Source organism: Aldersonia sp. NBC_00410 (assembly GCF_026342035.1).
In the GTDB taxonomy this organism is placed as follows: Bacteria; Actinomycetota; Actinomycetes; order Mycobacteriales; family Mycobacteriaceae; genus Aldersonia.
In genome coordinates this window covers 629,783-651,768 of the sequence record NZ_JAPENM010000001.1, presented here as the reverse complement: position 1 = coordinate 651,768, position 21,986 = coordinate 629,783, and the positions used below count along the sequence as shown (strand labels likewise).

Below are 21,986 nucleotides of genomic sequence, written 5' to 3'. Positions count from 1 at the left end.
GTCGCTGGGCGGTTCGCTCGACAGTGCCACGGTTGGACACCAGTCGGCGTCGTCCTCCGATGAGGGAGTCTCCGCCATGACGCGACAATCCGTTCCGGGAATCGGTCTACTCGACGAGGTCGACACCGCCGACCAGCTGCAGCCGTTCCCGAGCCCAACCCGCACCCCCCGGCTGGTTCTGCGCAGCCCGGGTGCAGGCTCCGAACAGCTGAGCGGCGCCTGGTGGCCGTGGACATCGAATCTGACCGCCCAGCTTCACGACGTGATCTCGGCGCTGACGCCACGGACGGGTCCGATCGAACGGGTCGCGTTCGACTGGGACACGGTGAGCGTCAATCAACGCCGCATCGACGGCATCGATGGGATCCGTTGCACCGGGCCGCTGCTGGGCCAGCCCACCGATGTGATGTTCCTATTCGGAACCGATGGTCGCTGCACGATGTTGGTGCTCATTCCGTCGACCACGTTGCCGCAGCGCGCCTTCGAGGACATGCGTGCCGTGGTGGACGGCGGCCACAAAATTCCTTAGCGGCCATCGATCCGAGAGCTGCCGGCAATGACGACACTGTAGTCGGCGAAGTCGGTGTATGCGCGTAGGGTTGGAGGCAGTGGAGGCCTTTCGCGCGCGCATTCATGCGACGCCGTTTCCATTCAACGAATCTGGCCGGATCTCGGCAGGAGCAGGAGCGTCGACATGACGCAACAACTCAGTACCCACCACGACGTTTGGGACACGCTTACACCGCTGGCGGCGCGGGTGATGTTGAAGCCGGCGGCACCCGCGACCGGTGCCGTCGATGGGGCATGGTGGCCGCGAGGCCGAGAATTGGCCGCAGAGCTACCTGCGCTGTTCGCCGCGGTATCCGAGCGGCTCGGCCGGGTCGTCAACGTGACGTACAGATTCGACGGCTGGGACGGGGCGCCGACGCGAATGTTGTTCGACGGGAACGGTATCAAGCTCTCGGGGTACCACTACCAGGCGGCCGACACCGTATCCATCGGCGGGCGTGGCCGCAGGAGATTGACGCTGCTCGTCGTGGCGGCGCAGACGGATCCGGAAACTGCGCGCGCGATCCTGTCGGCGGCAGCGGTTTCCGGCAACACGTCGACCACTGGCGAACTGCTCGGCGTCGTGACCATGCCGCGAGTCGAGACCGGCGAAGAGTCGGACTGGGATTCCGAAGGCGGTGCGCTCGATCGCCTTCTGGCCAGACGTTAACCACGTCGGCGCTATCCTGCCATCGGATCGAACCAGCGCAGCCCGGGGAATCGGGCGAATCCGCGGTCCGCGGTGGCGATCTCGGCGCCATGCACAATCGCGGTGGCGGCGAGGTACGCATCGGGAACCAGGTTGCCCCCGATTGCCCGGTCACGCCGCGAAAGTTCCGCGAACTGCTCCCAGACGGCAGTCGTCGGGGGCAGCCAGACGGCGCGGCGGGCCTTGCGTAGATCCGCGACGAAGTCGAGCGCCAGGCTGGTAGAAGCAGGCGGCTGACTGATTCTCGGGTGCGTCACGATCCGAACAAACCCGGCGAGGACAGCGTCGACCAGTGCGAGCTCGTCGGCGCCGGACAACAGATCGGTGAGCCAATCGGTGTACTCGCGGTGGTTCTCCGCTCCCTCCCGAAATGCGTAAACGAGCACGTTCACATCGGGCAGGATCACGCGCGGTCCAGTTCTGCCCAGAGTGCCGCGCGGTCGGTGACGTCGATAAGCAGGCGTCCGTCGGGCATGCCGTCGGTGGTGAGTGCGACCCGCGGCGCTCGTGCCTCGACGCTGTGTTCGGCGAGTAACTTGCGCAGCGCCTCCTCCACCAGGCTGGTCACCGTGCGGCCCGTGGCAGTCGCGTGCGCGCGAGCCTGCTCGAGTAGTGCGTCGGGAAGGTTCATCGACGTGCGCATGCATACGAGCATACGCAACCATATGTGGGTATGCGACGAAGTCGCACGTCCAAGTAGGACCAACCGGTCGTAAGGCCGAGCCCGATCCTTCATACTCAGAGCGTGACAATGACTGTTACTCCGAGTCCCACCTTTCTCGCCGCCGCCGACGAGTCCGGCGGTGCGGCGCTGGACCAGGTAATTGGCCTGTCCATCGCTGCCATGGTGGTCACCGCGGGCCTGTTGTGGATCGCCTACCTGCATCGCACGCACCGGATCACCTGGCTGACCCGCCTCGGTGAACTTGCCGGGAAATGGACGCACCGGCCACCTTGGGCCGCGCTGCCGATCTTCCTGTTCATCACGACCATCGTCTGCGCGCTGTTCGGGTTCATCTGGGACGTCAGCCTGCACATCGGCAAGGGCCGCGACGCGGGGCCGCTGGCCAACCCGGCGCACTACTTCATCCTCGTAGGGCTGTTTCTGCTATTCATCTCCGGTGCGCTGTCGATGATCCTGCCGTTCGGCCGGCCCGGCCGGGCCGCCGTCCGGATCACCCGCGGCTGGTACGTGCCGGTGGGCGGCCTGCTGCTCGCGGGCTGTGGGCTGTACGCCCTGATCGGCTTCCCGCTCGACGACATCTGGCACCGGATCTTCGGGCAGGACGTCACCCTGTGGGGCCCGACGCACCTGATGCTCATCGGCGGCGCCGGTCTCTCGCTCATCGCGGTGCTGCTGCTCGAGCGGGAAGGTCGTCAGGCAAAGCCGCCGGACTCCCCGCCCGACAAGTTGGGCATGTGGCTCGTCCGGTGCCTGGCGTTCGGCGGTCTGGTCATCGGCCTGTCGGTGTTCCAGATCGAGTACGACTTCGGCGTCGAGCAGTTCCGGCTGGTGCTGCAACCGATGCTGATCGCCGGTGCCGCAGCGCTTGCGCTGGTGGCCGCGCGGTTGACGCTCGGCCCGTGGGCCGCGCTCGTCGCCGCCGTGTTCGCCGCGGTGCTGCGAGGCGCCGTCGCGCTGCTGGTCGAGGCCGGACTCGGTGCGCCGCACAGCGTTTTCGCGCTCTACCTCGGGCCGGCGATCGTGATCGAGCTGCTTGCGCTGACGCCTCTGTTCAAGCGGCCCATCGTGTTCGGTGTGGTCGGCGGGTTGCTGGTCGGGACGGTCGGGCTGTGGCTGGAGTCGCTGTGGATCGACGCGGTCTACCAATACCCATGGCCCACCGGCATGTGGGCCGAGGCGTTGGCGATGGCCGTTCCGGTCGCCGTGCTGATGGGCTTGTGCGGTGGATTGCTGAGCATGGTGCTGACCGGTAAACCGTTGCCCCGCCGCGCGGTCGGCGTGTCCGTCGTCGTCGCGACCGTGCTGGTCGTGGGTCTCGCGGTCGGCAACGGCCTGCGCACCACCGTCCCCGAGGACGTCACCGCCACCGTGACGCTGACCGAGCTGCCCAGCGATCGGGGACAGCGGATGGTCTCGGCAGAGGTGCAGATGAACCCGAATGACGCGGTGAGCGACGACCCCGAGTGGGTGAGCATTCTGGCGTGGCAGGGCGGTCTCGACAACGATCGCGGCCTGTTCATCAATCGGCTCGACGAGGTCGGTCCCGGGAAGTACCGCTCGACCGAACCCGTTCCGGTGTGGGGATCGTGGAAGACCCTGCTGCGCCTGCAGGACGGTACGACGATGGCAGCGGTGCCGATCTACCTGCCCGCCGATCCGGGCATCGGCGCCACGGAGAAGCCGGCCGTGGCCTCGGAGACAAGCCCCTTCGTCGAGGAGATCAAGGTACTGCAGCGGGAACGCAACTTCGACCATCCGTCATGGCTGTATTCGGTGGCGTCGCTGGTGGTTCTGGTGTGCACGTTGATCCTGATCGCGGCGCTCACCTGGGGTGCCGGCCGGATCGCCGGCAGCGGCTCGTCCGCCGGGGTAGGCCGCGAACAACGACCGCGCGTCCAACCGCACGCGTAATGGCCGATCCGCAGGTCACCTACCTCGCCGACCATTCACTGCTGCTTGCCCTTCCGGCGGTTGGGCCCGCGATCCTCATCGCCGGGGTGGTGGTCTGGCTGGCGGTACGGGACCGACGGCGGCGCGGCGAGGACGGCGACGATCCCGAGTACACAGATGATTTCGACGAAGGGAACGACGAACACACATGACTCGCGCAGCGACGCTACTGGTTTCGATGGGATTCGTGGTGGCCGCGGCCGTGGGCTGCTCATCCTCGGATAGTTCGTCGTCGGATTCCGAGGCAACGCTCACTTCGGTTGCGTCCGGCGCGGATGAGCTGGCCGTGGACATCACGATCGCGAACGGTTCGGTCACGCCGACCAATGCGCAGCTGAAAGCCGTTGTCGGTCAGCCGATCGTGCTCCGCGTGACCAGCGATGCCGAGGACGAGCTGCACGTGCATTCCGTGCCCGACCACGAGTTCACGGTCGAGCCGCGTGCCGGTCAGAGCTTCGAGTTCGACGTGACGGTGCCGGGGCGGGTCGAGGTGGAACTGCACGAGTTGGGGCGCACGGTCGCCACGATCGACGTCACCAAGTGAGCGGTGCCCGGATGACCGTGCTCGCCCACGGGCTGGGCGGCTCATCGGATCTCCCGATTCCCTACACCTATGCGCTGATCGGCGCCGCGTGGGCGTTGACGGCCTCGTTCGTGGTGGTCGCGTTCGCGTGGAAGCGGCCGCGCTTCGATGCCGAGAAGCCCGGAAAACCGTTGCCGCAGTGGGTGAGCGCGGCGGTCGATTCGCCGGTGCTGCGGTGGGGTGTCGCGATCGTTGCCCTGCTCTTCGCGGTGTGGGTGGTGATCGCTGCGTTCTTCGGTCCGCAGTCCGGCGAGAACGCGCTGCCGGGTGTGTTTTACGTGTTGCTGTGGGTCGGGCTGGTTTTCGCCTCGGTGCTGTTCGGCCCGGTGTGGCGGGTGATTTCGCCGGTGCGGACCGTGCACAGGATGGTGTGCCTGGTGTCGCGCCGCGACCCGCACACGGCACGAGTGCAGTATCCGGTGCACTGGGGCTACTGGCCTGCGGTGGTGGGCTTGTTCGCGTTCGTGTGGCTGGAACTCGCCTCGCCGGAGCCGGCGTCGCAGCGGGCGATCGAGTCGTGGCTGCTCGTATACGTCGTGGTGACGCTGGGTGGTGCCGTGTTGTGCGGGGATCGGTGGCTCGCACGCGCCGACCCGTTCGACGTGTACAGCGTGGTCGCGTCCCGGTTGTCTCCGCTGCGTCGCGGGGCGGGGGGAGCGGTCGGGGTGGGGAACCCGTTCGATCATTTGCTGACGTTGCCCGTGCGCCCGGGAATCGTTGCGGTGCTGTCGGTTCTGCTCGGCTCGACGGCGTTCGACAGCTTCTCCGCGATGCCGCAGTGGCGTTCGACCGTGGACGACCTGTCCGATGCGGTTCCGGCGTCACTCGTGCGGACGGTCGGCCTGCTCGTGTTTGTGGCGGTGGTATGGGGGACGTTCACGCTCGCCACGCGGGCGACGGGCGGGTTGACGCCAGAGCGTCGGCGAAAGATGCCGGGCCTGATGGCGCACTCACTGATCCCGATCGTGGTGGGCTACATCTTCGCCCACTATCTGTCGTATCTGGTGGAGCGCGGGCAGCAGACGGTGATTCGGCTGGCCGATCCGCTCGACCGCGGCTGGAATCTGCTGGGCCTTGGGGATCTGGACGTGAATTACGTGCTGTCCCAGCACCCGTCGGTGCTCGCGACGATCAAGGTGTGCTGTGTGCTCGGTGGGCACATCGCCGGCGTGGTGGCGGCGCACGATCGTTCGCTGCGCCTGCTTCCGAAGGGGTATCAGCTCACCGGCCAGTTGGCGCTGATGGTGACGATGGTCGGCTACACGTTCACCGGGCTGTATCTGCTGTTCGGCGGGTGAGCCGGGTGGTCAGTCGCGGCGGGAGAACAGGTCCGTGTAGACGGCCGATTTGTTGCGGTCGGTTGCCTGCTGTTCTGCGGTGTCGGCAGGCGGGTTCTTCTCGCCCTCGGGCTGCGGTGGTTCGATGAACTCGGGCAGTTTGTTCATGGTGTCTCTTTCGTGTGGTGCGGTGGCGACGGTCCGCGGACGCGGTCGTCGCAAGTTGAGTAGAGCGGCGCGCTGCTGGTAGTCGGCGCCGGGGGCGGAGTCTGGTACCAATCGTTGAACCGAAGTGTCGGTCAATTGGCCAGTTGGGTCAAGAGTCGCTGGACGACGGTCTTGACTCCGCTGTGTTCCACACTACCCGACGTGGAGTCTTCTGTGTCCTCCACAGGGCCTGCGGGGGTATCAGTACAGGTCAGGGGGCCGCCTACGGGTCGCGCAGAAATCCGCGTCCGGTTGGCCAGTCCTCCTCCAAGGTGTCGTCGGCAGGCGGGGCTGGTGGGTCAGGACGACCGATTCCGGACCGATCAGCGAGCTCGTCGCGAATCTCGATCGCCCGATCCATCGCGTCGGTACCCAGCGCCGCGGTGAGTGCGTCTGCTGCCGCTCGTCGCGCCTCGTTGATCGTCTCCTGGATCACCCGGGCCAATCGGGCAGGCCCCATAGTCAACGCGGTATCGCTGAGGCGTAGATCGAGGAGTTCGCCCGCGGACCCTACTTCCGCCTGCACCGCACCGGTTCGACTCTGCGCGTGGCCTCGAACCGATTCAATCGCTTCCCGCTTCGCTTCCCCCGAGCGCCGAAGTTGCTCGAGCCGAGCGGCATTGCGGTCGGACCATTCCTGCGGTGACTTTGCGTAGTCACTCATCCGCTCGTGCCCACTCACTCCGCACGCCTGCCTAAAGCCGTTCGTGACTTGCGATTCCGGTGTTGTACTGCAGCGGCGAGCAGTCCACAGATTGGTGTTGGCATCGCGGCACAGTCGTGTGCAGCATTGTGTGAGGCTGATGCGGCGTGCGATCGAGATCACGCATAGCCGCTGTTGGGCTCCCGCCGCCGTTGCGTCGCTCCTCGTGAGGGCGAACAGTCGGGTCCCGGCAACCAGGTCACCGGCGAGTTGCACGACCGCGCAAGAGATATGGCGCAGTCCGCAACTCGCAGCGGGAGGGTCTGTAGCACAGTTGCTTTCGTGGCACGGATGCCGCCGTACATGAGGCAGCGACGACGATGGCGCAGCGTGGATTCGGTGAGCTGACTTTGGGAGGTGTTGGACCAAACACGGTCGACCGGAGACCGTCACGGTCCGTGAATTGCATAGGGGCACCCGGGCGCGGTTTCCTCTGCGCACGATCACCCGCATCGAGTCCGGCCAGTACATCAGGTCGACTAACCCGGCGATCCACCCACCGTCGGACGCCGCGGTCGTTGTCGTAGGCCGAGGTTCACATGGGCGGGCAATTGCGAATCGCCTGAGCCATAGCGTTGGGCAGGGTGAGCCGACGAGCCGTTCAGCCGGCACCGGGTGAGACGGCGACACCCTCGTGGCGCTCACCTCGGGCGATTCGGACCCTGTTGCGGCAGAGGAAGTCATGCTCGGCGCCGCTGGGGATGCCGTGTTGACATCACGCCCAAGGAAGATCAATATGGTTGGCGGCAGATCAACGGGGGGTTGCCTGCCAATGACATCCGGGGGGAGTCATGTCAGTGTCGTGTAGCGCTGTCCAAGACCGCGTATCAAACTGGGTCGCTCTCGATACCAGCACCGCACAGTTCATAACTCGACGCGCTATTGTTAAGCGTCGGCTGTGCAATGTCCTGCAGCGCCGACTTCCGCTTCTCTCTGGGAGTTCGCGCGATCGTAACTGGCCGTTTCCGGAAGTCGTGTCCGATCCGTCTACTTCAACAATTCGCCCGGATTAAGTCTACGTCTGCCTTAAGTTTGCTCGGATCAGGAAAACTATTTGTCTTGCAGGACATTAGCGCGTCCTGTGTAAGACCGTCGCGATATTTATGGCGACGATCAATTGGAGGAGACCGTCGCTCATAGTGGGCGACGTCGATAGAGGGGGAATTTGAATGACGCAGGACACCACGCAGTTCGAGGTCGCCGAAGACGATTTCGATTTTGCAGTCGAGGTTTCGGAATCGACACCTCTCCAGATCGTGGAGATGGCCGAAACCGTCGTCCCGTCTGCGCGCTGCAACTAGTCACGGCGCGGTAGTATCCGGGTTGGCCGGCCACGACTGTGCGGCCAACCCGGTTCTCCCACAACTGCACCGAGCGCGATTCAGGCATGCGGACATGATTGACAGGGTGAACACCGTTTGCTTCAGGCGGTAAGTCTGTAACTCGCAAGGCCCGGGGTCGTCGGGGTGGACATTGAAGTTCCAATGTGCCCAGGATTGCGGGACCCGCACCCTTCGTCACGCGCGGAATCGGCAGCGTGTCTATCGTGCGCGGCAGCAAGGAGTGCGCGGTCGTTAAGCACGCGCAAATCCCTGTACACATAGATCGGGTCCTGCTGCGGGGGTATATACCCGCGGCGCGGCTGTAGGCTACGGCGCCGTGGCCGTAGTTACCGAGACATCGGGCATGCTCAGTCACGCTTGCGCAATATCCGTTGCACGCGGCCCGAAATAATCGAGGCGCCCCCGACAACGCCCACTCAGTCGTCGAGACGCCTTCCTGGCTCCGGAGGAAGTATGAGATCGCCCGCATCAAGTGTGGCCGCAGATGAAGCACTGCGCGCAGCCACCTGGACAGAGACCGAGGTCGCAATGCATCGCATTTCACGCGGTTGTGCAACATTGCCGCAGGGTTCCTTTATCGGATGCCCGGTGACTGTTGCAACGAGAGATTCTCTTGGGCAGCCCACCTCATCGTTGTCTGCGTTGATCGACTCACGAAGGACCTGCCGAACCTTCGCAACAGCCTCACTCGACGCATCCGAATTACTCGACGTCGTCCTTTCGTCCCTCCGAGGCTCGGACGGTCGCCCCGCATTTGCTACACCGGGAAATATCTCGGCTATTTCTACAATGCTACTGATAAACACTGTGCACTTGAACGGGGCTATGCTCGAACAGGGAATGTACGAAATCACACCCGACGACCGATCATTGAACCGCTTGAGCCGAATTTCCTTCGAGCAACTCAGAACCTTGGTCGACATGAAAGATATAACAACACCGGCCGCCATCCTGCTTCTGTGCGTCCATATGAAAAGGCGAAGAAAATACGCGAATGCATACGACCTAGGCCTCCTGGAAACAGGTCAAGCGTTGCAGAACATCGTTCTGTTTGCGACAAATCGCAACCTGGGGACGTGTGTCCTCGGCTCAGTATTCGACGAGCCATACTGGTCGGCTGTTTCCGCCGAAGGGACTACCGAGGCTGTCGTCGATCGGCACGGCGTTCCTGTCGTTGCAGTCGCTGTAGGCCGCCCGCGACCGATAGATTCGGAGAGAATGCAATGATCGTCACGTATTTGGGCCATCAAGGCTGGTCCGTCGAATCACTACATGGCCACGTCCTCATTGACCCAGTCTTCCGCTCGATTGGCAACGCTGGCGTCCAACTACCGGTCTGGCCGGACCGGGAAGTCGACCCGTCGGCGCTTGGTCCGATCGTGGGAATAATTCTCTCCCATGAGCACTCTGACCATTTTGATATCGACACCCTTCATCGAATGCCATGGCGGGGGACGGTCTACGTGTCCGACCGAAGCAGTCGCTCGATGTACGAACTTCTCGTCGAAATGGGCTACTCGGTATCGCGGATACGCCCCTTCCAGGTGCTGGAATTTACTGGGGTGCGTGTTACGGTCTTGCCCCTGGACTGGTCGTTGTGGGAGCCCGACGCCTACGGGTTTGTAGTGCAAGGAGACGACGGCACGAGTTTCTTTACGAGTGTCGATGGCATGCCTCATGCCAAGACAATCGAATGGCTCCGAGAATATTGCCCGCAGCGGTCGGTGGACAACTTTACAAATAACTATTTGGAACCTTTGCCGGAGCTGACCGGCGTAGTCGGAACAGATCGCTTTGCTACCGGGCAGATGCTGACGACGCTCGTCGGAGGCGTCGAGAAGCTGAACCCCGCACGAGTTGTGTTCAGCGGCCAAGGATGGAGCTATCCACCCATGTATTCTGAACTGAACAATCGATTCTTTAATGTCACCCACGACAGCATGCTGCCTTTGCTTTCTCGTACGTACCCGCATATCGATTGGTCAGCCCCACTTCCGGGCACGCGAATCGGACTCGGCGGAGAGTCTGCGGACGGAACAATCGCTAACTATATCTCACTCCGACCGACTACGGCTCGCGACTACTCCGGCTACACGAGAGCAATAGCAGGAAACCCGTGGTCGGGAGTGAAAGCGTTATCCAGGGAAGAAATGCAACGGGCGATTGAATTTGTACGAGTTCGGTTTGGTCAATTACTAAACGCCCATGCCCCACTTCTCGTCAGGAAATTGTTCGAATTGGCATCGGATCCAGCAAATACTTTGCTGCCAACAGTGGCACTACGACTGCGTGACGACGGTGGTAGTCGAAACTTCATCTTTGATCCAGGATTCCTCGAGTTCGTTCCAGCGCCGACCGGAACGGACTTGCGTCGCGATCCTGCAGGGGGGGTCGAGATATGGGCTTCAGATCTATTGCTTCTAGCCGATGGCAAAGAGGAACCATATCTAGTGTATGAAACCGCCGTCCGGAGATGGAGTAACGCACCCGCCGCAATTGGATCATCGCTGCACACGTCGATGTTTCTTCCGTTTGGGCCACGCCTACAACCGCACGAGTTTAGGGATTCGTACCGCCACAGGCTAGTTGAAGTATGTGCACAGAGTATGTCAGTTCAGGAAGTGCGCCAATGAAGACGGTTCTCCCGATTCCAGAACAATCGGGTTTCGTGCTATTGCTGCCCGAATCTGTACGGCTCGCACCGGAAACCGTAATCACCAACACGCCGGTAGGGATCAAACTATTCCGCAACGGCTGTGCCCTTGAGATAAGCTTACCCGTGGACGCTTGTGCGCCCTTCCAGCGAGCATTGGGGGGTCAGGGGGCAGGAATGTCGACCGCTGGGCTCGCGCTGTGCTGGCGGCAGCTAATGGAAAAGCTGGCCGCTTGCGGATTCCTGTCCGATGCTGTGCCTTCCGATACGGCGGAATTTGTGTCGGCGTTAAACACGCTGACGACCGTTATCGACACAATCCATCAACACGAGGTGAAGGCATTCCCGAGTAGCCACGCTTTGAATAGGCTAATCGCCGGCGAGTACGCACAGTCGGCTGTAGTCGAGTGGCTAGTCGAGAACTACCACTATACGAAAAGCGCACCGACACACATTGCGCCCGTGTTCGGCCACGCCATGAGTGCTGCTGAGCGATTGCTCTGGCAACGCTTCTACGAGGACGAATCCTGGCACTGGCGAATCTACCGACCCGCACTTCATCAGTTCGGACTCGACTTCAAGACGGTGGACCTTCGGCCGCCCGCAAAAGCTACAGCGCGATTCATTAGCGCCCTAAGATCCGCCGCAGAGGCAAGCGCAATTGCCTATGCGGCGGTGATGCTCTTCATCGAGCGGCCTCCACTGTGCACCGACATGAACGACGACCCTCTATTCGGCAGCCTGCTCCGATCGCACGGATTCAGTAGAAGATCGATCCAGCCACTTTGGTGGCACGCTGTCGAGAATTTGTCTGCGGGTCACAGTGGACTCGGGGCTGCAGTGATATTGAATCGCGGTCAAATACCGCGTACGGAACTCGATACCGCAATATCAGCGGTTCGCGATGTTGTGGAGGCCACGAGCGCGTGGCACCAGGACATCCTCGAACCACGATAGGAACCATATATGCAGTGGCGTACGTACAGCGCACCTCGGGTCAATCTGATCACGCCCGAACAACTAGATGGCTTCGAGACGTTCGCAGGGTTGCCGATCGTCGTAGCACAAGGCGGACGAGTGACGGCCCTCGGCAAGGGCTCTGCCCGCGAACAGCGAATCGGGTCAGCCGTGGGGGAGTGGATAGAAAGGGTGGTCCTCTTCACCGCAGTTCCCGATATCTACGCCACAGTGCGAGAACTCGGCGACACATGCTTACTTCCAGAGTCTTTCGGCCTCGACATCCCTGGCGACGAACCCGCCAAGGTCCTCCGCTATGACCTCGACTGTCCGGTCGGCTGGATTCGCTCCACAGATCTCGAAGGAACGAGGCGATGGATGCACCAGCCGGGATGGTCGGAGTCCGGCTTCTACCGGCCAACCAGCAACGGTGCCGCAGTTGCTCATAGTCGGGAGGAATCGTTGCGCAAGGCCGTTGCCGAACTGTTGGAACGGCATGCCTTTGTGACGTGGTGGTACGAACTCGACGAAAGTTTGCCCGTCCGGCCGACCGACGCTGCCTGGTCGAGTCTGCGGGAGTGGTTTGAATCGCAGGGCTGGGAATTGACCGCACACCTACTGCCCTCAACCCATGCGCTACCGGTTGTTCTCGCCGTCGCGGTCCGGCGGAATCGATCAGATAAGGCCGCGGCCGCAATTATCGGACTCGGCAATGCTAACGGTATGGCAGATGCGATTGGAGGTGCAGCACGTGCCGCCGCGCACGAGATAGTTCAGGCGATCGAGGGATTCGAGGTCTGGCGTGCTGCCGGTGCCGATATTGGCGGTGATCTTGCCACTTTTCTCAAACCGTCCGGCGCCGGCGCGATCCTGCGCCGACTCAACCTGTCCGCCGATCCAATCGCCAGTCCGTCAGCGTCTTCATGTTGCCCGCTGCAGGCTTTAGCCGAGGCGGAGGCGCGCCTGTGGATCGCAGAACGACACAGTCCACTGTTGGATGTGTACGGATTGCACCACATACAAGTTTTCAGCGAGGATCTTCTGCCATTCCCGTCAACGGGTCGTGGACGACGACTAGCTCATCCTGTCCTGCGTAGTCGACTTGACGAACGCGGACGAACGCTCGATTCGGTGCCACCACTACCACACCCGCTGGGCTGATTCCATGGTTGCTTGTCAAGATCTGAGTAGGGCGATGAAATGGGCCAGAACCGAACTGGATTCTGGGAGGCTTATTCTAAAGCGGCAATCGATAACGCCATGGTCAGCAACAGCACAAGTAGAGACCAGCACAGGGGTGTATTGGATAAAGATCAGCGTACTTCCGGATCGGGATACGGAATCGAAGATTCTCACCGCCGCGCACGACAGACGGCTGACGGGCGTCCCCCGGTTGGTGGGCTGCGAGCCCGAGCTTGGTGTTGTTATTCTGGAGGATGTTCCCCAATCGGCTGTAAGCGGCATCGATGACGAATCAATTTTTGAACTTAGAAACATAATCTGCACCGAACTAGCCAAACCGTGCGAGGCAATGGAGATTCCATTGATCTCGGCGCGTGAATGTGCCGAAACGATAGTCCGCACATGTCGCTCTTATTCCGGGGGATGGCTCGACGCCGGATTGGCGGCACTACTCGAAGCCAAACTTCAGGACAGCACGGACCTATTCGACAGCGTGGACGCCAGTCTGGAAGGCCCACTCGAGTTAGTGCACGGCGACTTCCACCTTGGTAACATTCTATTCTCTGCTGAGGCGGGACCTATATTCATCGACTGGGCGGACGCGCGACTCGGGACTGCACACTGGGACTATGCGACGTACGCGTCCTGCAGCACGACGTTGGTGCCGCCAAGCAGGGAGAGGGCTCGCTATTCATTGCTTGCGGGTCTTAAAGGGCTAGCCGACCTGGTGCGGACGCCAGTGCCCGGCCCCTCAGATCGATGCACGATCTCGCTACCACAGGTGCGAGAGCACATTGCGAAGATTGGTCGGACGGTGCTGCATTCCGTGTCGATGATCGAAGAGCGGTAAGAGGGGGATAGTGAGTACTGGTCGAGACAGTGAGTCAACTCTGGAAGGTGCGCCGCGCGGCGGAGAAGGTGCAGTGTCGCGTGATTGGTGGCGTGGTGGCTACGTAAAGCTGCTGGTCTCACAAGGCGTTTCCGCAATCGGCGACCGCATCAGCTATGTGGTGGTTCCGTTCTCCCTGCTCATGATCGGAGTCTCGGTATCGGGATTGGCGGTCGTGCTCGCCGCGCGTGCTGTGGGATACGCGTTGGTGGTGCTGTATAGCGGAGTGCTCGCAGATAGAAGCAACCGTCGGCGACTAATGGTGATATCCGACGTTGTTCGGTTCATGACGCAGACAGCAACCGCGGCATTGGTCTTTACGGGACACGCAGGGGTGATCTCGTTTGCGATCCTGCAACTCGTATTTGGCGCGGCCGAGGCGTTGTTCAAGCCGGCCGCCGCCGGGCTCATGCCCGAACTTGTCCCCGAAGCCGCGCTGGAACGGGCCAACGGTTGGCTCGGTAGCACCGTCAATACGGGAATGGTCGCCGGTCCCATTATGGGAGGCCTGTTAGTCGGCACTGGGCTCGGAGCGCTCGGGCTTGCGATCGATGCCGCAACATTCGCCGTCAGTGCATTCTTTCTCGCCCGCCTGCCGCGGTTGCGGAGGCAACCAACCACGCGACGTTCGGTATTCACCGACCTGCGAGAGGGTTGGGCGAATCTGACACGCCGACGTTGGCTCTTGATCTTGTTTGTTATTTCAGCACTTTTCGAATTGCTGTCACTATCTGCCGTCTTCAGCCTTGGCCCTGGTCTGGCCGAGGAATCGCTCGGAGGTCCGAAGGCGTGGGGTGTGCTCGTAACGGCGTTCGGGCTCGGCGGCATCCTGGGCGGTGTGCTCGCAACACGCATGGCGCCACACAGACCCGCGGTTTGGTGCGCAGTGCTGTTGGGCGCGCTCTCGGCACAGCCGCTGTTCCTGGCATCGGGGTTACCCGTCGTCGCCATCTCCATGTTGCAGTTCTGCGCGGGCGCCTCATTGACTGTGTACGCAGTATTGTCCAGCACGCTGGTGCAACGGGCCGTGCCTCGCGCGGTCCTCTCCCGGATCGCATCTTTCGAGCTGTTGGCTACTACGAGCCTATTGCCAGTCGGATACCTCCTGACCGGCGGGATAGCCGCCGTTGTCGGCGTCGCGGCGGCTATGCAGGTCGTCGGCGTGTTCACCGCGGTCGTCTGCCTGTTGGCACTCGCAAGTCCAGACCTCCGCAATCTGGAACTAACAAAGACCGAGGTGCCCAATGTCCCCTGAAGATCCCCGGATCCAATTCTATGGCGGTCCGCTGCACGGAGAAACTTGGCACTTCACCGGCGACCCGCCAAGTGTGTGGATAAGTAGCGAGGTGGCCGCCGAAGGTGTGACGGTTGAGTATGGGTTGGCTGCGCCCTGGTGGATCCCAGAGCAGGACCGCAACCTCGCAGCGGTTTATGTCTGCAAATCTTGGATGCATTCCGACGGGCACATGGAGAGTCGGCACGGATATTCGTACTGACTGCACCCACGAAACAATTGTCGGTCGTTCTGTGTCGGTCGAAACAACCGCTGCTCAATGCAGCGGAGCAGCGTAGTAGACACAACGGCCGCTTCCGAGCGGGGCATCACGAGGAGGGCCTTACGCGTCTATGCGTCAAGAGGAGCGCATCTTCTCGGTGTTCTCCAAAGGCCGAACAGGAACTCGTCGCCCACGGTCGGCCCCCTCGAGTTGATAACCAACATCTTCGAGAGAGTGCTCGGGTACCAGCTGGCGGTGATACAGCGATTTCCTGGGTACTCCATTGCCGTCATGAATGAAGGGAGGCTGCGGCCCCGAGTCCTCGGGCCGGCGATCAACCCACGGAGGTCTCGCCGACGGCCCGAATCACAAACTCGTGCAACAACACCGCATCATCCCGCATCCGCCGGTGATCGACCTCGACCAGCGGAACCGGCGGCAGCCGATCGATCCGCCAAAACCGCCCGACGGTGTACGTCCGCTCCCACTGTGCATTCGCATATCCGATGATCAGCGTCGACGGATACCCGTTGTACGCCGCCGTCGAGCCGGCAATCGATTCCCAGGGAAGGAACGACTCGTAGCTCCAGCCGCGCTGGCGAACCCCATCGGACGTAAACGTGATCGACCCAGGCCGCAAGCGCCCCGCGGCCGCGGCGATCGGATAGCTCCAGAAGACCAGTGCGACAACGCCGAAGAAGACCGTTCCGCCCAGTCCGTCCCAACGGTAGGGGTGCGGGAGCGAATCGTAGGCCCCGAACGCGAATGGCAAACCCATCGAGAATGTCATGGCGAGCAGCGCGGCGAACGGTTGCCACGCGTCGCGAACGATGCTGCCCTCATCGGAATCCTCGACTCGCAGTGACCCGTTCGATTTCGGCGCCGCAGACCAGCCGTACAGCGGAATCGTCGCGAAGAATAGCGCGAACGCGAGGGTGTACTTGATCCCCGAGTAGTCACCCGACATCGCAGCGCCTGCGGTGACGAAGAGACACACGAAGACCGCGAACGCAAAGAAAGCCGTGCCGGCGTACAAGCGCAATCCGCGCGTACGAATGGTCGGCCACTCCGGTGGAAGCTTCCGCTCAGAAGACCGCATCCCACGCACCCTTCACGAGGTTACCGACCGCGGCACCGGTATCGACGACTGCGTCGGCGCCGTCGCTGGCGACCTCACCAACGTCGTCGATTCCATTCTGGTAGATGGAGTCGACGGCCCCGGAAGCGAAGATCCCTGCGGTCGCACCGACAAGGGCGCCGGCGGCGGTGCCTACCCCGGGGATGGGAATTGCCGACCCGACTACTGCGCCTGCCGTTGCGCCGGCAAGCACTGAAGCGCCAAAACCCACGCCACCGGCCACGATCGCTTGGTCGACGTCCTTGCCTTTGTAGATGTCGTAGGCAACTCCGGCCGCGGCCAGTGCACCGCCCACCTTCAGCCCGATGCGCCCTGCGCGGGATTCGCTGGTCGAGGCCGCCTCGGCAGCCTCGTCGGCCGAATACGCGAGCTGCCGCGACAGGTCGAAGTCGCGGTAGACCAGTGCGGCCGGTGTTCCGGCGGGTGCGGTCTTCGCCAGTTGGAGGTACCTCGCGGAGTTCTCAGCGAGGAACTCCGATTTCTTCAGAAGTGTTGAAGCGTGCGCCGCACCCATAGCTTCGGCGCCGCCATTGATGAGGTCGCTCACCACGAAGAACCACTTGCTGGTCAGGTCTGCCCATACGTTCTTCAGCGTGTCCAGCGCGAGTTTCCACGACTTCTCCGCGGCATCGGATGCATGCTGCGCCGCCTCATACGCCCGAACCTTCGCCTCATACTCCGCAGCCAACGTCACGGCCGCGTTATACGAAGACACAGCCTCCGGCGTCGCGGCGGAACCAGTTGGCGGGTCCCCTGGGTCCGCGGGCGCGGCCCCGGGCTCACCGATGACCCCATCGATGACGATCAGCCCTGCCGCGGCGGCGTCCTCGCACACCGCGCGCATCTCGTCCTGCGCGCGGCGCATCGCACCGGCAGCCGTGTCGAGGCTGGTTGCGCAGTTCGCGGTGGCGGAGCCAAGGTCGTCGGCGTGCGTACCGCCGGATCGCATCCGAGTGACGAACGAGTCCCCGGCGTCGCCGTCCCAGCCACCCTCGGCCGTGCTGCGCGACCGGTCGATCGCGTCGACACCGGAATCCAGCTTGGGCTTCAGCGATGACCGCAACCAGTCGGCGACCCCGTGGATGCTCTCGGGGTTGCCCTTGATGGATGTGTCGATCGGCATTGCTACTCGGTCCAGCTCTTGATCAGGTCATCCGCCATTTCCGCGTCCTGGGTGCGGTACTTCGCATTGGCGTCGGTCACGGCGTCACTTGCGGCGGCGAGTCCGACGACCATTTGGCCGGCGTCCTGCACCAGGCGCGACAGAATCCCGAGCACCGCCGCGGTCGCATCCCCGGCGTCCACACCACTGGGAACTGTTGTTCCCACTCCGTCCAGATCCTGACTCGCCGAGCCCAACGACGATGCGATCGCGTCGAGCGCCTGCATATCGACGTGCCGAGTCATTGCAATACCCCCGAATTCGGGCGCACAGCGCGCGCCACGATTTTCCAATCCCCCGTGGACCGCGCGACCACGCGCGCGACAGCGGCCAGAATACCCGAAGGCCACACCCCGCCACCTGCGCAGACCCCGCCGGTTGTGCCCCGCCTCACCCCCGCCCTACCCTGAAACCACCCCAACGAACGGCCACCCATGCACGAAATGGCCATCACGCAGAGCGTCGTCGACGCGGTGTGCACCCACGCCGCCGGCCGCCGCGTGCTTGCGGTCAACGTCGAAGTCGGCACCCTCACCGCGGTCATCCCCGCCGCCATGCAGTTCTGCTTCGACCTCGCCACCGAGGGCACGATCGCCGCGGGCGCCCAGCTGCACATCGACATGCCCAAGGGCCGCGCCCACTGCAAGACCTGCGAACGAGATTTCGAGCTCCCAGACCCGATCCTGCTCTGCACGAACTGCGGGAGCGCGAACGTCCGGGTCATCTCCGGGCGGCAACTGAAGATCCTCTCCATGGAAGTGAAGTGACCCGACCATGTGCGCCACCTGCGGCTGCGGGAATCCCGAGGCACCTCCGGCGACCCATGAACACGAACACAGCCACGGCCACGAGCACGACCACACAGAGACCATCACGCTCGAGCAGAAGATCTTGGCCAAGAACGACGAGCTCGCCGAGCACAACCGCGCCCACCTCGCCGACCGCAACATTCTCGCGTTCAACCTGACCAGCTCGCCCGGCGCGGGCAAGACCACCCTCCTCGAGCGAACGATCCGCGACCTCGACCGCCCGATCGCCGTCATCGAGGGCGACCAGGAAACGCTGCTCGACGCGAATCGGATCACGGCCGCCGGCGCCAACGCCGTCCAGATCAATACCGGCGCGGGCTGCCACCTCGACGCGGACATGGTGCACCACGCGCTGCACGACCTCGACCCGGCACCCAACTCGATCCTCTTCATCGAGAACGTCGGCAACCTGGTCTGTCCTGCCCTCTTCGACCTCGGCGAACACTGCAAGGTCGTGATCATCTCGGTCACCGAGGGCACCGACAAGCCCCTGAAATACCCGCACATGTTCGCCGCCGCCGGCCTGGTCCTGATCAACAAGACCGACCTGCTGCCCTACGTCGACTTCGACCTCGACGCGTGCTCGGCCTACGCGCGCTCGGTCAATCCCGGTGTCGAGATAATCCCGCTCTCCGCAACGAAAGGCGAAGGCCTGCAACGCTGGTACGACTGGATCGCGACCCGCACGAGCGAAGTTTCGGCTACCGCCCGTTGACATGATCATCTGCCCGGAGTAGAGACAGACCTAGCCCTGCGCAAGTGGGCCGAAGGTCGACTCCGGTAGGGCAGGGGTCCGACAGGCCCGGCCCCGGAAAGCTGCAGCCCATGCCCAGCGAGGCAGCAGTCAAAGCAGAAGAGGTTCTGATCCACGTGCTGTGGATCAATGCCGGCTTGAGTTGTGACGGCGATTCGGTGGCGCTGACTGCCGCCACCCAACCGAGTGTCGAGGAAATCGCCCTTGGCGCGCTCCCCGGGCTCCCGAAAATCGCCGTCCATTGGCCGCTGATCGACTTCGAATGCGGACCGAACGGGGGAGCCGATGACTTCCTCGAATGGTTCTTCAAAGCCGATCGCGACGAGTTGGATCCATTCGTACTGGTCGTCGAGGGGTCGATCCCGAACGAACAACTCCACGACGAAGGCTACTGGTGCGGGTTCGGCAACAACCCCGCCACCGGTCAGCCGATGACCACCAGCGAATGGCTCGATCGCCTCGCGCCGAAGGCCACCGCCATCGTCGCCGCGGGCACCTGCGCAACCTACGGCGGCATTCACGCCATGGCAGGCAACCCGACCGGGGCGATGGGTGTGCCGGACTACCTCGGCTGGGACTGGAAGAGCAAAGCGGGCATCCCGATTGTCTGCGTGCCCGGCTGCCCCACTCATCCGGACAACCTGTCCGAGACGCTCACATATCTGCTCTACATGGCCACCGATCAGGCGCCGATGATCCCGCTCGACGACGCTCTTCGTCCGAAGTGGCTGTTCGGCGCCACCGTGCACGAGGGCTGCGACCGAGCCGGCTACTACGAGCAGGGCGATTTCGCCACCGAGTACGGCTCACCCAAATGCATTGTGAAACTGGGCTGTTGGGGACCGGTCGTCAAATGCAACGTGCCCAAGCGGGGCTGGATCAACGGTGTCGGCGGCTGCCCGAACGTCGGTGGTATCTGCATCGGTTGCACCATGCCCGGATTCCCGGACAAGTTCCAGCCGTTCATGGACGAACCGCCCGGCGGCAAGTTCTCCACCACCGCGTCGGGGCTGTACGGATCGGTCATCCGCAATTTGCGCAACGTCACTGGGCGCACTGTCGACAAGGAGCCGCGCTGGCGGCACCGCGGCAAGGAACTCGTCACCGGAGCGACCCGCACCTGGTAACAGGAAAGAAGACACGATGACTCAGATCATCCCCGAGCCGTCGCAGATGAACGCTGAACCCGGTGCCCTCGTCGAAATGGCGTGGGATCCGATCACTCGTATCGTCGGCAGCCTCGGCATCTACACCAAGATCGATTTCGAAAACAAAGAAGTCGTCGAGTGCAAGAGCACATCGTCGATCTTCCGCGGCTACTCGATTTTCATGAAGGGCAAGGACCCTCGCGACGCCCACTTCATCACCAGTCGCATCTGCGGCATCTGCGGCGACAACCACGCCACCTGCTCCTGCTACACGCAGAACATGGCCTACGGAGTCAAACCTCCGCACCTCGGTGAATGGATCGTCAACCTCGGCGAGGCCGCCGAATACATGTTCGACCACAACATCTTCCAAGAGAATCTGGTCGGTGTGGACTTCTGCGAAAAGATGGTCTCCGAGACCAATCCGGGTGTGCTCGCCAAGGCCGAGAACACCCAGGCCCCGCACGCCGACGCGCACGGCTACCGCACCATCGCCGACATCATGCGCGCGCTCAATCCGTTCACCGGCGAGTTCTACCGTGAGGCCCTGCAGGTCAGCCGGTACACGCGAGAGATGTTCTGCCTCATGGAAGGACGCCACGTCCACCCATCCACGCTCTACCCGGGCGGGGTCGGCACCGTCGCCACGATCCAGCTGATGACCGACTACATCACTCGGCTCATGCGCTACGTCGAGTTCATGAAGAAGGTCGTCCCCATGCACGACGACCTCTTCGACTTCTTCTACGAGGCGCTACCCGGCTACGAGAAGGTCGGCCTGCGCCGCACCCTGCTCGGCTGCTGGGGCTCGTTCCAGGACCCGGAGTTCTGCAATTTCGCCTACAAGGACATGGAGGACTGGGGACGCAAGATGTTCGTCACCCCGGGCATCGTGGTGGACGGCAAGCTGGTCACCACGTCCCTGGTGGACATCAACCTCGGCATCCGGATTCTTTTGGGCAGTTCGTATTACGACGACTGGACCGACCAGGAGACCTTCGTCGAGAGGGATCCGCTCGGCAACCCGGTGGACCGGCGCCACCCCTGGAACCAGCACACCAACCCCAAGCCACAGAAGCGGGACCTGGAGGACAAGTACAGCTGGGTGATGTCGCCGCGCTGGTACGACGGCAAGGACCACCTCGCGCTCGACACCGGCGGCGGCCCGCTCGCTCGGCTCTGGTCGACGGCGCTCGCCAACCTCGTGGACATCGGGTACGTGAAATCCACCGGTCACAGCGTGCAGATCAACCTGCCCAAGACCGCACTGAAGGGACCGGTCGAGTTCGAGTGGAAGATCCCCGAACACGGCAGCAACACCATCGAACGCAACCGTGCGCGAACTTACTTCCAGGCCTATGCCGCAGCCTGCGCGCTGCATTTCGCGGAGAAGGCGCTCGTCGAGATCCGCGCCGGCCGGACCAAGACGTGGGAGAAGTTCGAGGTGCCCGACGAAGGCATCGGGTGCGGGTTCACCGAGGCGGTGCGCGGCGTGCTGTCGCACCACATGGTGATCCGCGACGGCAAGATCGCCAACTATCACCCCTACCCGCCGACGCCGTGGAACGCGAACCCGCGCGACAGCTTCGGCACGCCGGGTCCGTACGAGGATGCGGTACAAGGACAACCGATCTTCGAGGAGAACGACCGGGAGAACTTCAAGGGCATCGACATCATGCGCACGGTTCGCAGTTTCGACCCCTGCCTTCCATGCGGTGTGCACATGTATCTCGGCAAGGGCAAGACGCTGGAGATGGTGCACTCGCCCACTGGGTCACCGACCGGAGAGTGA

The 21,986-nt window shown here is 62.9% G+C and carries 24 protein-coding genes; 17 read left to right on the top strand and 7 right to left on the bottom strand.

The window, feature by feature from the left end; all coding sequences use genetic code 11:
• Positions 1-76: 76 nt before the first annotated feature.
• Both OG921_RS03080 and OG921_RS03075 read left to right on the top strand, forming a co-directional pair.
• Positions 77-529, top strand: a complete 453-nt coding sequence (locus OG921_RS03080; RefSeq protein ID WP_266110857.1) for a DUF5994 family protein — start codon at positions 77-79, stop codon at positions 527-529.
• A gap of 165 nt (positions 530-694) precedes the next feature.
• Positions 695-1,219 carry a DUF5994 family protein gene (locus tag OG921_RS03075; protein WP_266110856.1) on the top strand — a complete coding sequence of 175 codons (525 nt, stop codon included), beginning with the start codon at positions 695-697 and terminating at the stop codon, positions 1,217-1,219.
• 11 nt (positions 1,220-1,230) lie between these two features.
• On the opposite strand, the gene OG921_RS03070 is transcribed toward OG921_RS03075, so the two are convergent.
• Together OG921_RS03070 and OG921_RS03065 are read right to left on the bottom strand one after the other, a co-directional pair.
• Positions 1,231-1,665: a TA system VapC family ribonuclease toxin gene (locus tag OG921_RS03070; protein WP_266110855.1), complete on the bottom strand. Its 435-nt coding sequence runs from the start codon at positions 1,663-1,665 to the stop codon at positions 1,231-1,233.
• On the bottom strand, positions 1,662-1,901 hold the full coding sequence (locus tag OG921_RS03065) for a type II toxin-antitoxin system VapB family antitoxin (protein ID WP_266110854.1): 240 nt from the start codon (positions 1,899-1,901) through the stop codon (positions 1,662-1,664). The genes OG921_RS03070 and OG921_RS03065 overlap by 4 nt, the downstream gene beginning before the upstream one ends.
• A 108-nt stretch (positions 1,902-2,009) precedes the next feature.
• Here OG921_RS03065 and OG921_RS03060 point away from each other — a divergent pair, with 108 nt between their 5' ends.
• The 4 genes from OG921_RS03060 to OG921_RS03045 are packed head-to-tail and all read left to right on the top strand — an operon-like array spanning position 2,010 to position 5,774.
• Positions 2,010-3,854, top strand: coding sequence for a hypothetical protein (locus OG921_RS03060; RefSeq protein WP_266111043.1), 1,845 nt, complete (start codon positions 2,010-2,012; stop codon positions 3,852-3,854).
• On the top strand, positions 3,854-4,045 hold the full coding sequence (locus tag OG921_RS03055) for a hypothetical protein (protein ID WP_266110853.1): 192 nt from the start codon (positions 3,854-3,856) through the stop codon (positions 4,043-4,045). Before OG921_RS03060 ends, OG921_RS03055 begins: the two co-directional genes overlap by 1 nt.
• Positions 4,042-4,437 carry a hypothetical protein gene (locus tag OG921_RS03050; protein WP_266110852.1) on the top strand — a complete coding sequence of 132 codons (396 nt, stop codon included), beginning with the start codon at positions 4,042-4,044 and terminating at the stop codon, positions 4,435-4,437. Before OG921_RS03055 ends, OG921_RS03050 begins: the two co-directional genes overlap by 4 nt.
• The gene (locus tag OG921_RS03045; RefSeq protein ID WP_266110851.1) at positions 4,434-5,774 is read left to right on the top strand and encodes a hypothetical protein; all 1,341 of its coding nucleotides are present in this window, start codon (positions 4,434-4,436) and stop codon (positions 5,772-5,774) included. The genes OG921_RS03050 and OG921_RS03045 overlap by 4 nt, the downstream gene beginning before the upstream one ends.
• Positions 5,775-5,783: 9 nt before the next feature.
• On the opposite strand, the gene OG921_RS03040 is transcribed toward OG921_RS03045, so the two are convergent.
• Together OG921_RS03040 and OG921_RS03035 are read right to left on the bottom strand one after the other, a co-directional pair.
• Positions 5,784-5,921, bottom strand: coding sequence for a hypothetical protein (locus OG921_RS03040; RefSeq protein ID WP_266110850.1), 138 nt, complete (start codon positions 5,919-5,921; stop codon positions 5,784-5,786).
• Positions 5,922-6,183: 262 nt separating this feature from the next.
• The gene (locus OG921_RS03035) at positions 6,184-6,624 is read right to left on the bottom strand and encodes a YbaB/EbfC family nucleoid-associated protein (RefSeq protein WP_266110849.1); all 441 of its coding nucleotides are present in this window, start codon (positions 6,622-6,624) and stop codon (positions 6,184-6,186) included.
• 1,208 nt (positions 6,625-7,832) lie between these two features.
• Between OG921_RS03035 and OG921_RS03030 the strand changes: the two genes are divergently transcribed.
• The 7 genes from OG921_RS03030 (at position 7,833) to OG921_RS03010 (ending at position 14,942) form a co-directional block, all read left to right on the top strand.
• The gene (locus OG921_RS03030; RefSeq protein WP_266110848.1) at positions 7,833-7,964 is read left to right on the top strand and encodes a hypothetical protein; all 132 of its coding nucleotides are present in this window, start codon (positions 7,833-7,835) and stop codon (positions 7,962-7,964) included.
• Positions 7,965-8,459: 495 nt separating this feature from the next.
• On the top strand, positions 8,460-9,233 hold the full coding sequence (locus OG921_RS26660) for a nitroreductase family protein (protein WP_353962089.1): 774 nt from the start codon (positions 8,460-8,462) through the stop codon (positions 9,231-9,233).
• Positions 9,230-10,639: an MBL fold metallo-hydrolase gene (locus OG921_RS03025; RefSeq protein WP_266110847.1), complete on the top strand. Its 1,410-nt coding sequence runs from the start codon at positions 9,230-9,232 to the stop codon at positions 10,637-10,639. Before OG921_RS26660 ends, OG921_RS03025 begins: the two co-directional genes overlap by 4 nt.
• The gene (locus OG921_RS03020) at positions 10,636-11,616 is read left to right on the top strand and encodes a hypothetical protein (protein WP_266110846.1); all 981 of its coding nucleotides are present in this window, start codon (positions 10,636-10,638) and stop codon (positions 11,614-11,616) included. The genes OG921_RS03025 and OG921_RS03020 overlap by 4 nt, the downstream gene beginning before the upstream one ends.
• 9 nt (positions 11,617-11,625) lie before the next feature.
• The gene (locus OG921_RS03015) at positions 11,626-12,777 is read left to right on the top strand and encodes a YcaO-like family protein (RefSeq protein WP_266110845.1); all 1,152 of its coding nucleotides are present in this window, start codon (positions 11,626-11,628) and stop codon (positions 12,775-12,777) included.
• 4 nt (positions 12,778-12,781) lie between these two features.
• Positions 12,782-13,648 carry an aminoglycoside phosphotransferase family protein gene (locus OG921_RS26655; RefSeq protein WP_353962090.1) on the top strand — a complete coding sequence of 289 codons (867 nt, stop codon included), beginning with the start codon at positions 12,782-12,784 and terminating at the stop codon, positions 13,646-13,648.
• Positions 13,649-13,721: 73 nt separating this feature from the next.
• Entirely contained in the window at positions 13,722-14,942 is a 1,221-nt protein-coding gene (locus OG921_RS03010) for an MFS transporter (RefSeq protein ID WP_266110844.1), read from the top strand.
• Positions 14,943-15,517: 575 nt separating this feature from the next.
• On the opposite strand, the gene OG921_RS03005 is transcribed toward OG921_RS03010, so the two are convergent.
• The 3 genes from OG921_RS03005 to OG921_RS02995 are packed head-to-tail and all read right to left on the bottom strand — an operon-like array spanning position 15,518 to position 17,728.
• Entirely contained in the window at positions 15,518-16,219 is a 702-nt protein-coding gene (locus OG921_RS03005; protein ID WP_266110843.1) for a hypothetical protein, read from the bottom strand.
• Between the two features lie 49 nt (positions 16,220-16,268).
• Complete coding sequence (locus OG921_RS03000; RefSeq protein WP_266110842.1) at positions 16,269-17,444, bottom strand: hypothetical protein; 1,176 nt, start codon at positions 17,442-17,444, stop codon at positions 16,269-16,271.
• A gap of 2 nt (positions 17,445-17,446) precedes the next feature.
• The gene (locus tag OG921_RS02995; RefSeq protein ID WP_266110841.1) at positions 17,447-17,728 is read right to left on the bottom strand and encodes a hypothetical protein; all 282 of its coding nucleotides are present in this window, start codon (positions 17,726-17,728) and stop codon (positions 17,447-17,449) included.
• Between the two features lie 189 nt (positions 17,729-17,917).
• On the opposite strand from OG921_RS02995, the gene OG921_RS02990 reads away from it, so the two are divergent.
• From OG921_RS02990 to OG921_RS02975, 4 genes are all read left to right on the top strand, one after another.
• Positions 17,918-18,250 (top strand): hydrogenase maturation nickel metallochaperone HypA, encoded by a 333-nt coding sequence (locus OG921_RS02990; RefSeq protein ID WP_266110840.1) that lies wholly within the window; start codon positions 17,918-17,920, stop codon positions 18,248-18,250.
• Between the two features lie 7 nt (positions 18,251-18,257).
• Entirely contained in the window at positions 18,258-19,007 is a 750-nt protein-coding gene (hypB, locus tag OG921_RS02985; protein WP_266110839.1) for a hydrogenase nickel incorporation protein HypB, read from the top strand.
• A gap of 110 nt (positions 19,008-19,117) precedes the next feature.
• Positions 19,118-20,173 (top strand): hydrogenase expression protein HypE, encoded by a 1,056-nt coding sequence (locus OG921_RS02980; protein ID WP_266110838.1) that lies wholly within the window; start codon positions 19,118-19,120, stop codon positions 20,171-20,173.
• Between the two features lie 16 nt (positions 20,174-20,189).
• Positions 20,190-21,986: a nickel-dependent hydrogenase large subunit gene (locus OG921_RS02975; protein ID WP_266110837.1), complete on the top strand. Its 1,797-nt coding sequence runs from the start codon at positions 20,190-20,192 to the stop codon at positions 21,984-21,986.

What these genes read in the sequence shown, in the direction of transcription:
- OG921_RS03080 (WP_266110857.1), top strand. Translation starts at nt 77, where the DNA reads ATGACGCGACAATCCGTTCCGGGAATCGGTCTACTCGACGAGGTCGAC.
- OG921_RS03075 (WP_266110856.1), top strand. Translation starts at nt 695, where the DNA reads ATGACGCAACAACTCAGTACCCACCACGACGTTTGGGACACGCTTACA.
- OG921_RS03065 (WP_266110854.1), bottom strand. Translation starts at nt 1,901, where the DNA reads ATGCGCACGTCGATGAACCTTCCCGACGCACTACTCGAGCAGGCTCGC.
- OG921_RS03060 (WP_266111043.1), top strand. Translation starts at nt 2,010, where the DNA reads ATGACTGTTACTCCGAGTCCCACCTTTCTCGCCGCCGCCGACGAGTCC.
- OG921_RS03055 (WP_266110853.1), top strand. Translation starts at nt 3,854, where the DNA reads ATGGCCGATCCGCAGGTCACCTACCTCGCCGACCATTCACTGCTGCTT.
- OG921_RS03050 (WP_266110852.1), top strand. Translation starts at nt 4,042, where the DNA reads ATGACTCGCGCAGCGACGCTACTGGTTTCGATGGGATTCGTGGTGGCC.
- OG921_RS03040 (WP_266110850.1), bottom strand. Translation starts at nt 5,921, where the DNA reads ATGAACAAACTGCCCGAGTTCATCGAACCACCGCAGCCCGAGGGCGAG.
- OG921_RS03035 (WP_266110849.1), bottom strand. Translation starts at nt 6,624, where the DNA reads ATGAGTGACTACGCAAAGTCACCGCAGGAATGGTCCGACCGCAATGCC.
- OG921_RS03030 (WP_266110848.1), top strand. Translation starts at nt 7,833, where the DNA reads ATGACGCAGGACACCACGCAGTTCGAGGTCGCCGAAGACGATTTCGAT.
- OG921_RS26660 (WP_353962089.1), top strand. Translation starts at nt 8,460, where the DNA reads ATGAGATCGCCCGCATCAAGTGTGGCCGCAGATGAAGCACTGCGCGCA.
- OG921_RS03025 (WP_266110847.1), top strand. Translation starts at nt 9,230, where the DNA reads ATGATCGTCACGTATTTGGGCCATCAAGGCTGGTCCGTCGAATCACTA.
- OG921_RS03020 (WP_266110846.1), top strand. Translation starts at nt 10,636, where the DNA reads ATGAAGACGGTTCTCCCGATTCCAGAACAATCGGGTTTCGTGCTATTG.
- OG921_RS03015 (WP_266110845.1), top strand. Translation starts at nt 11,626, where the DNA reads ATGCAGTGGCGTACGTACAGCGCACCTCGGGTCAATCTGATCACGCCC.
- OG921_RS26655 (WP_353962090.1), top strand. Translation starts at nt 12,782, where the DNA reads ATGGTTGCTTGTCAAGATCTGAGTAGGGCGATGAAATGGGCCAGAACC.
- OG921_RS03000 (WP_266110842.1), bottom strand. Translation starts at nt 17,444, where the DNA reads ATGCCGATCGACACATCCATCAAGGGCAACCCCGAGAGCATCCACGGG.
- OG921_RS02995 (WP_266110841.1), bottom strand. Translation starts at nt 17,728, where the DNA reads ATGACTCGGCACGTCGATATGCAGGCGCTCGACGCGATCGCATCGTCG.
- OG921_RS02990 (WP_266110840.1), top strand. Translation starts at nt 17,918, where the DNA reads ATGCACGAAATGGCCATCACGCAGAGCGTCGTCGACGCGGTGTGCACC.
- hypB (WP_266110839.1), top strand. Translation starts at nt 18,258, where the DNA reads ATGTGCGCCACCTGCGGCTGCGGGAATCCCGAGGCACCTCCGGCGACC.
- OG921_RS02980 (WP_266110838.1), top strand. Translation starts at nt 19,118, where the DNA reads ATGCCCAGCGAGGCAGCAGTCAAAGCAGAAGAGGTTCTGATCCACGTG.
- OG921_RS02975 (WP_266110837.1), top strand. Translation starts at nt 20,190, where the DNA reads ATGACTCAGATCATCCCCGAGCCGTCGCAGATGAACGCTGAACCCGGT.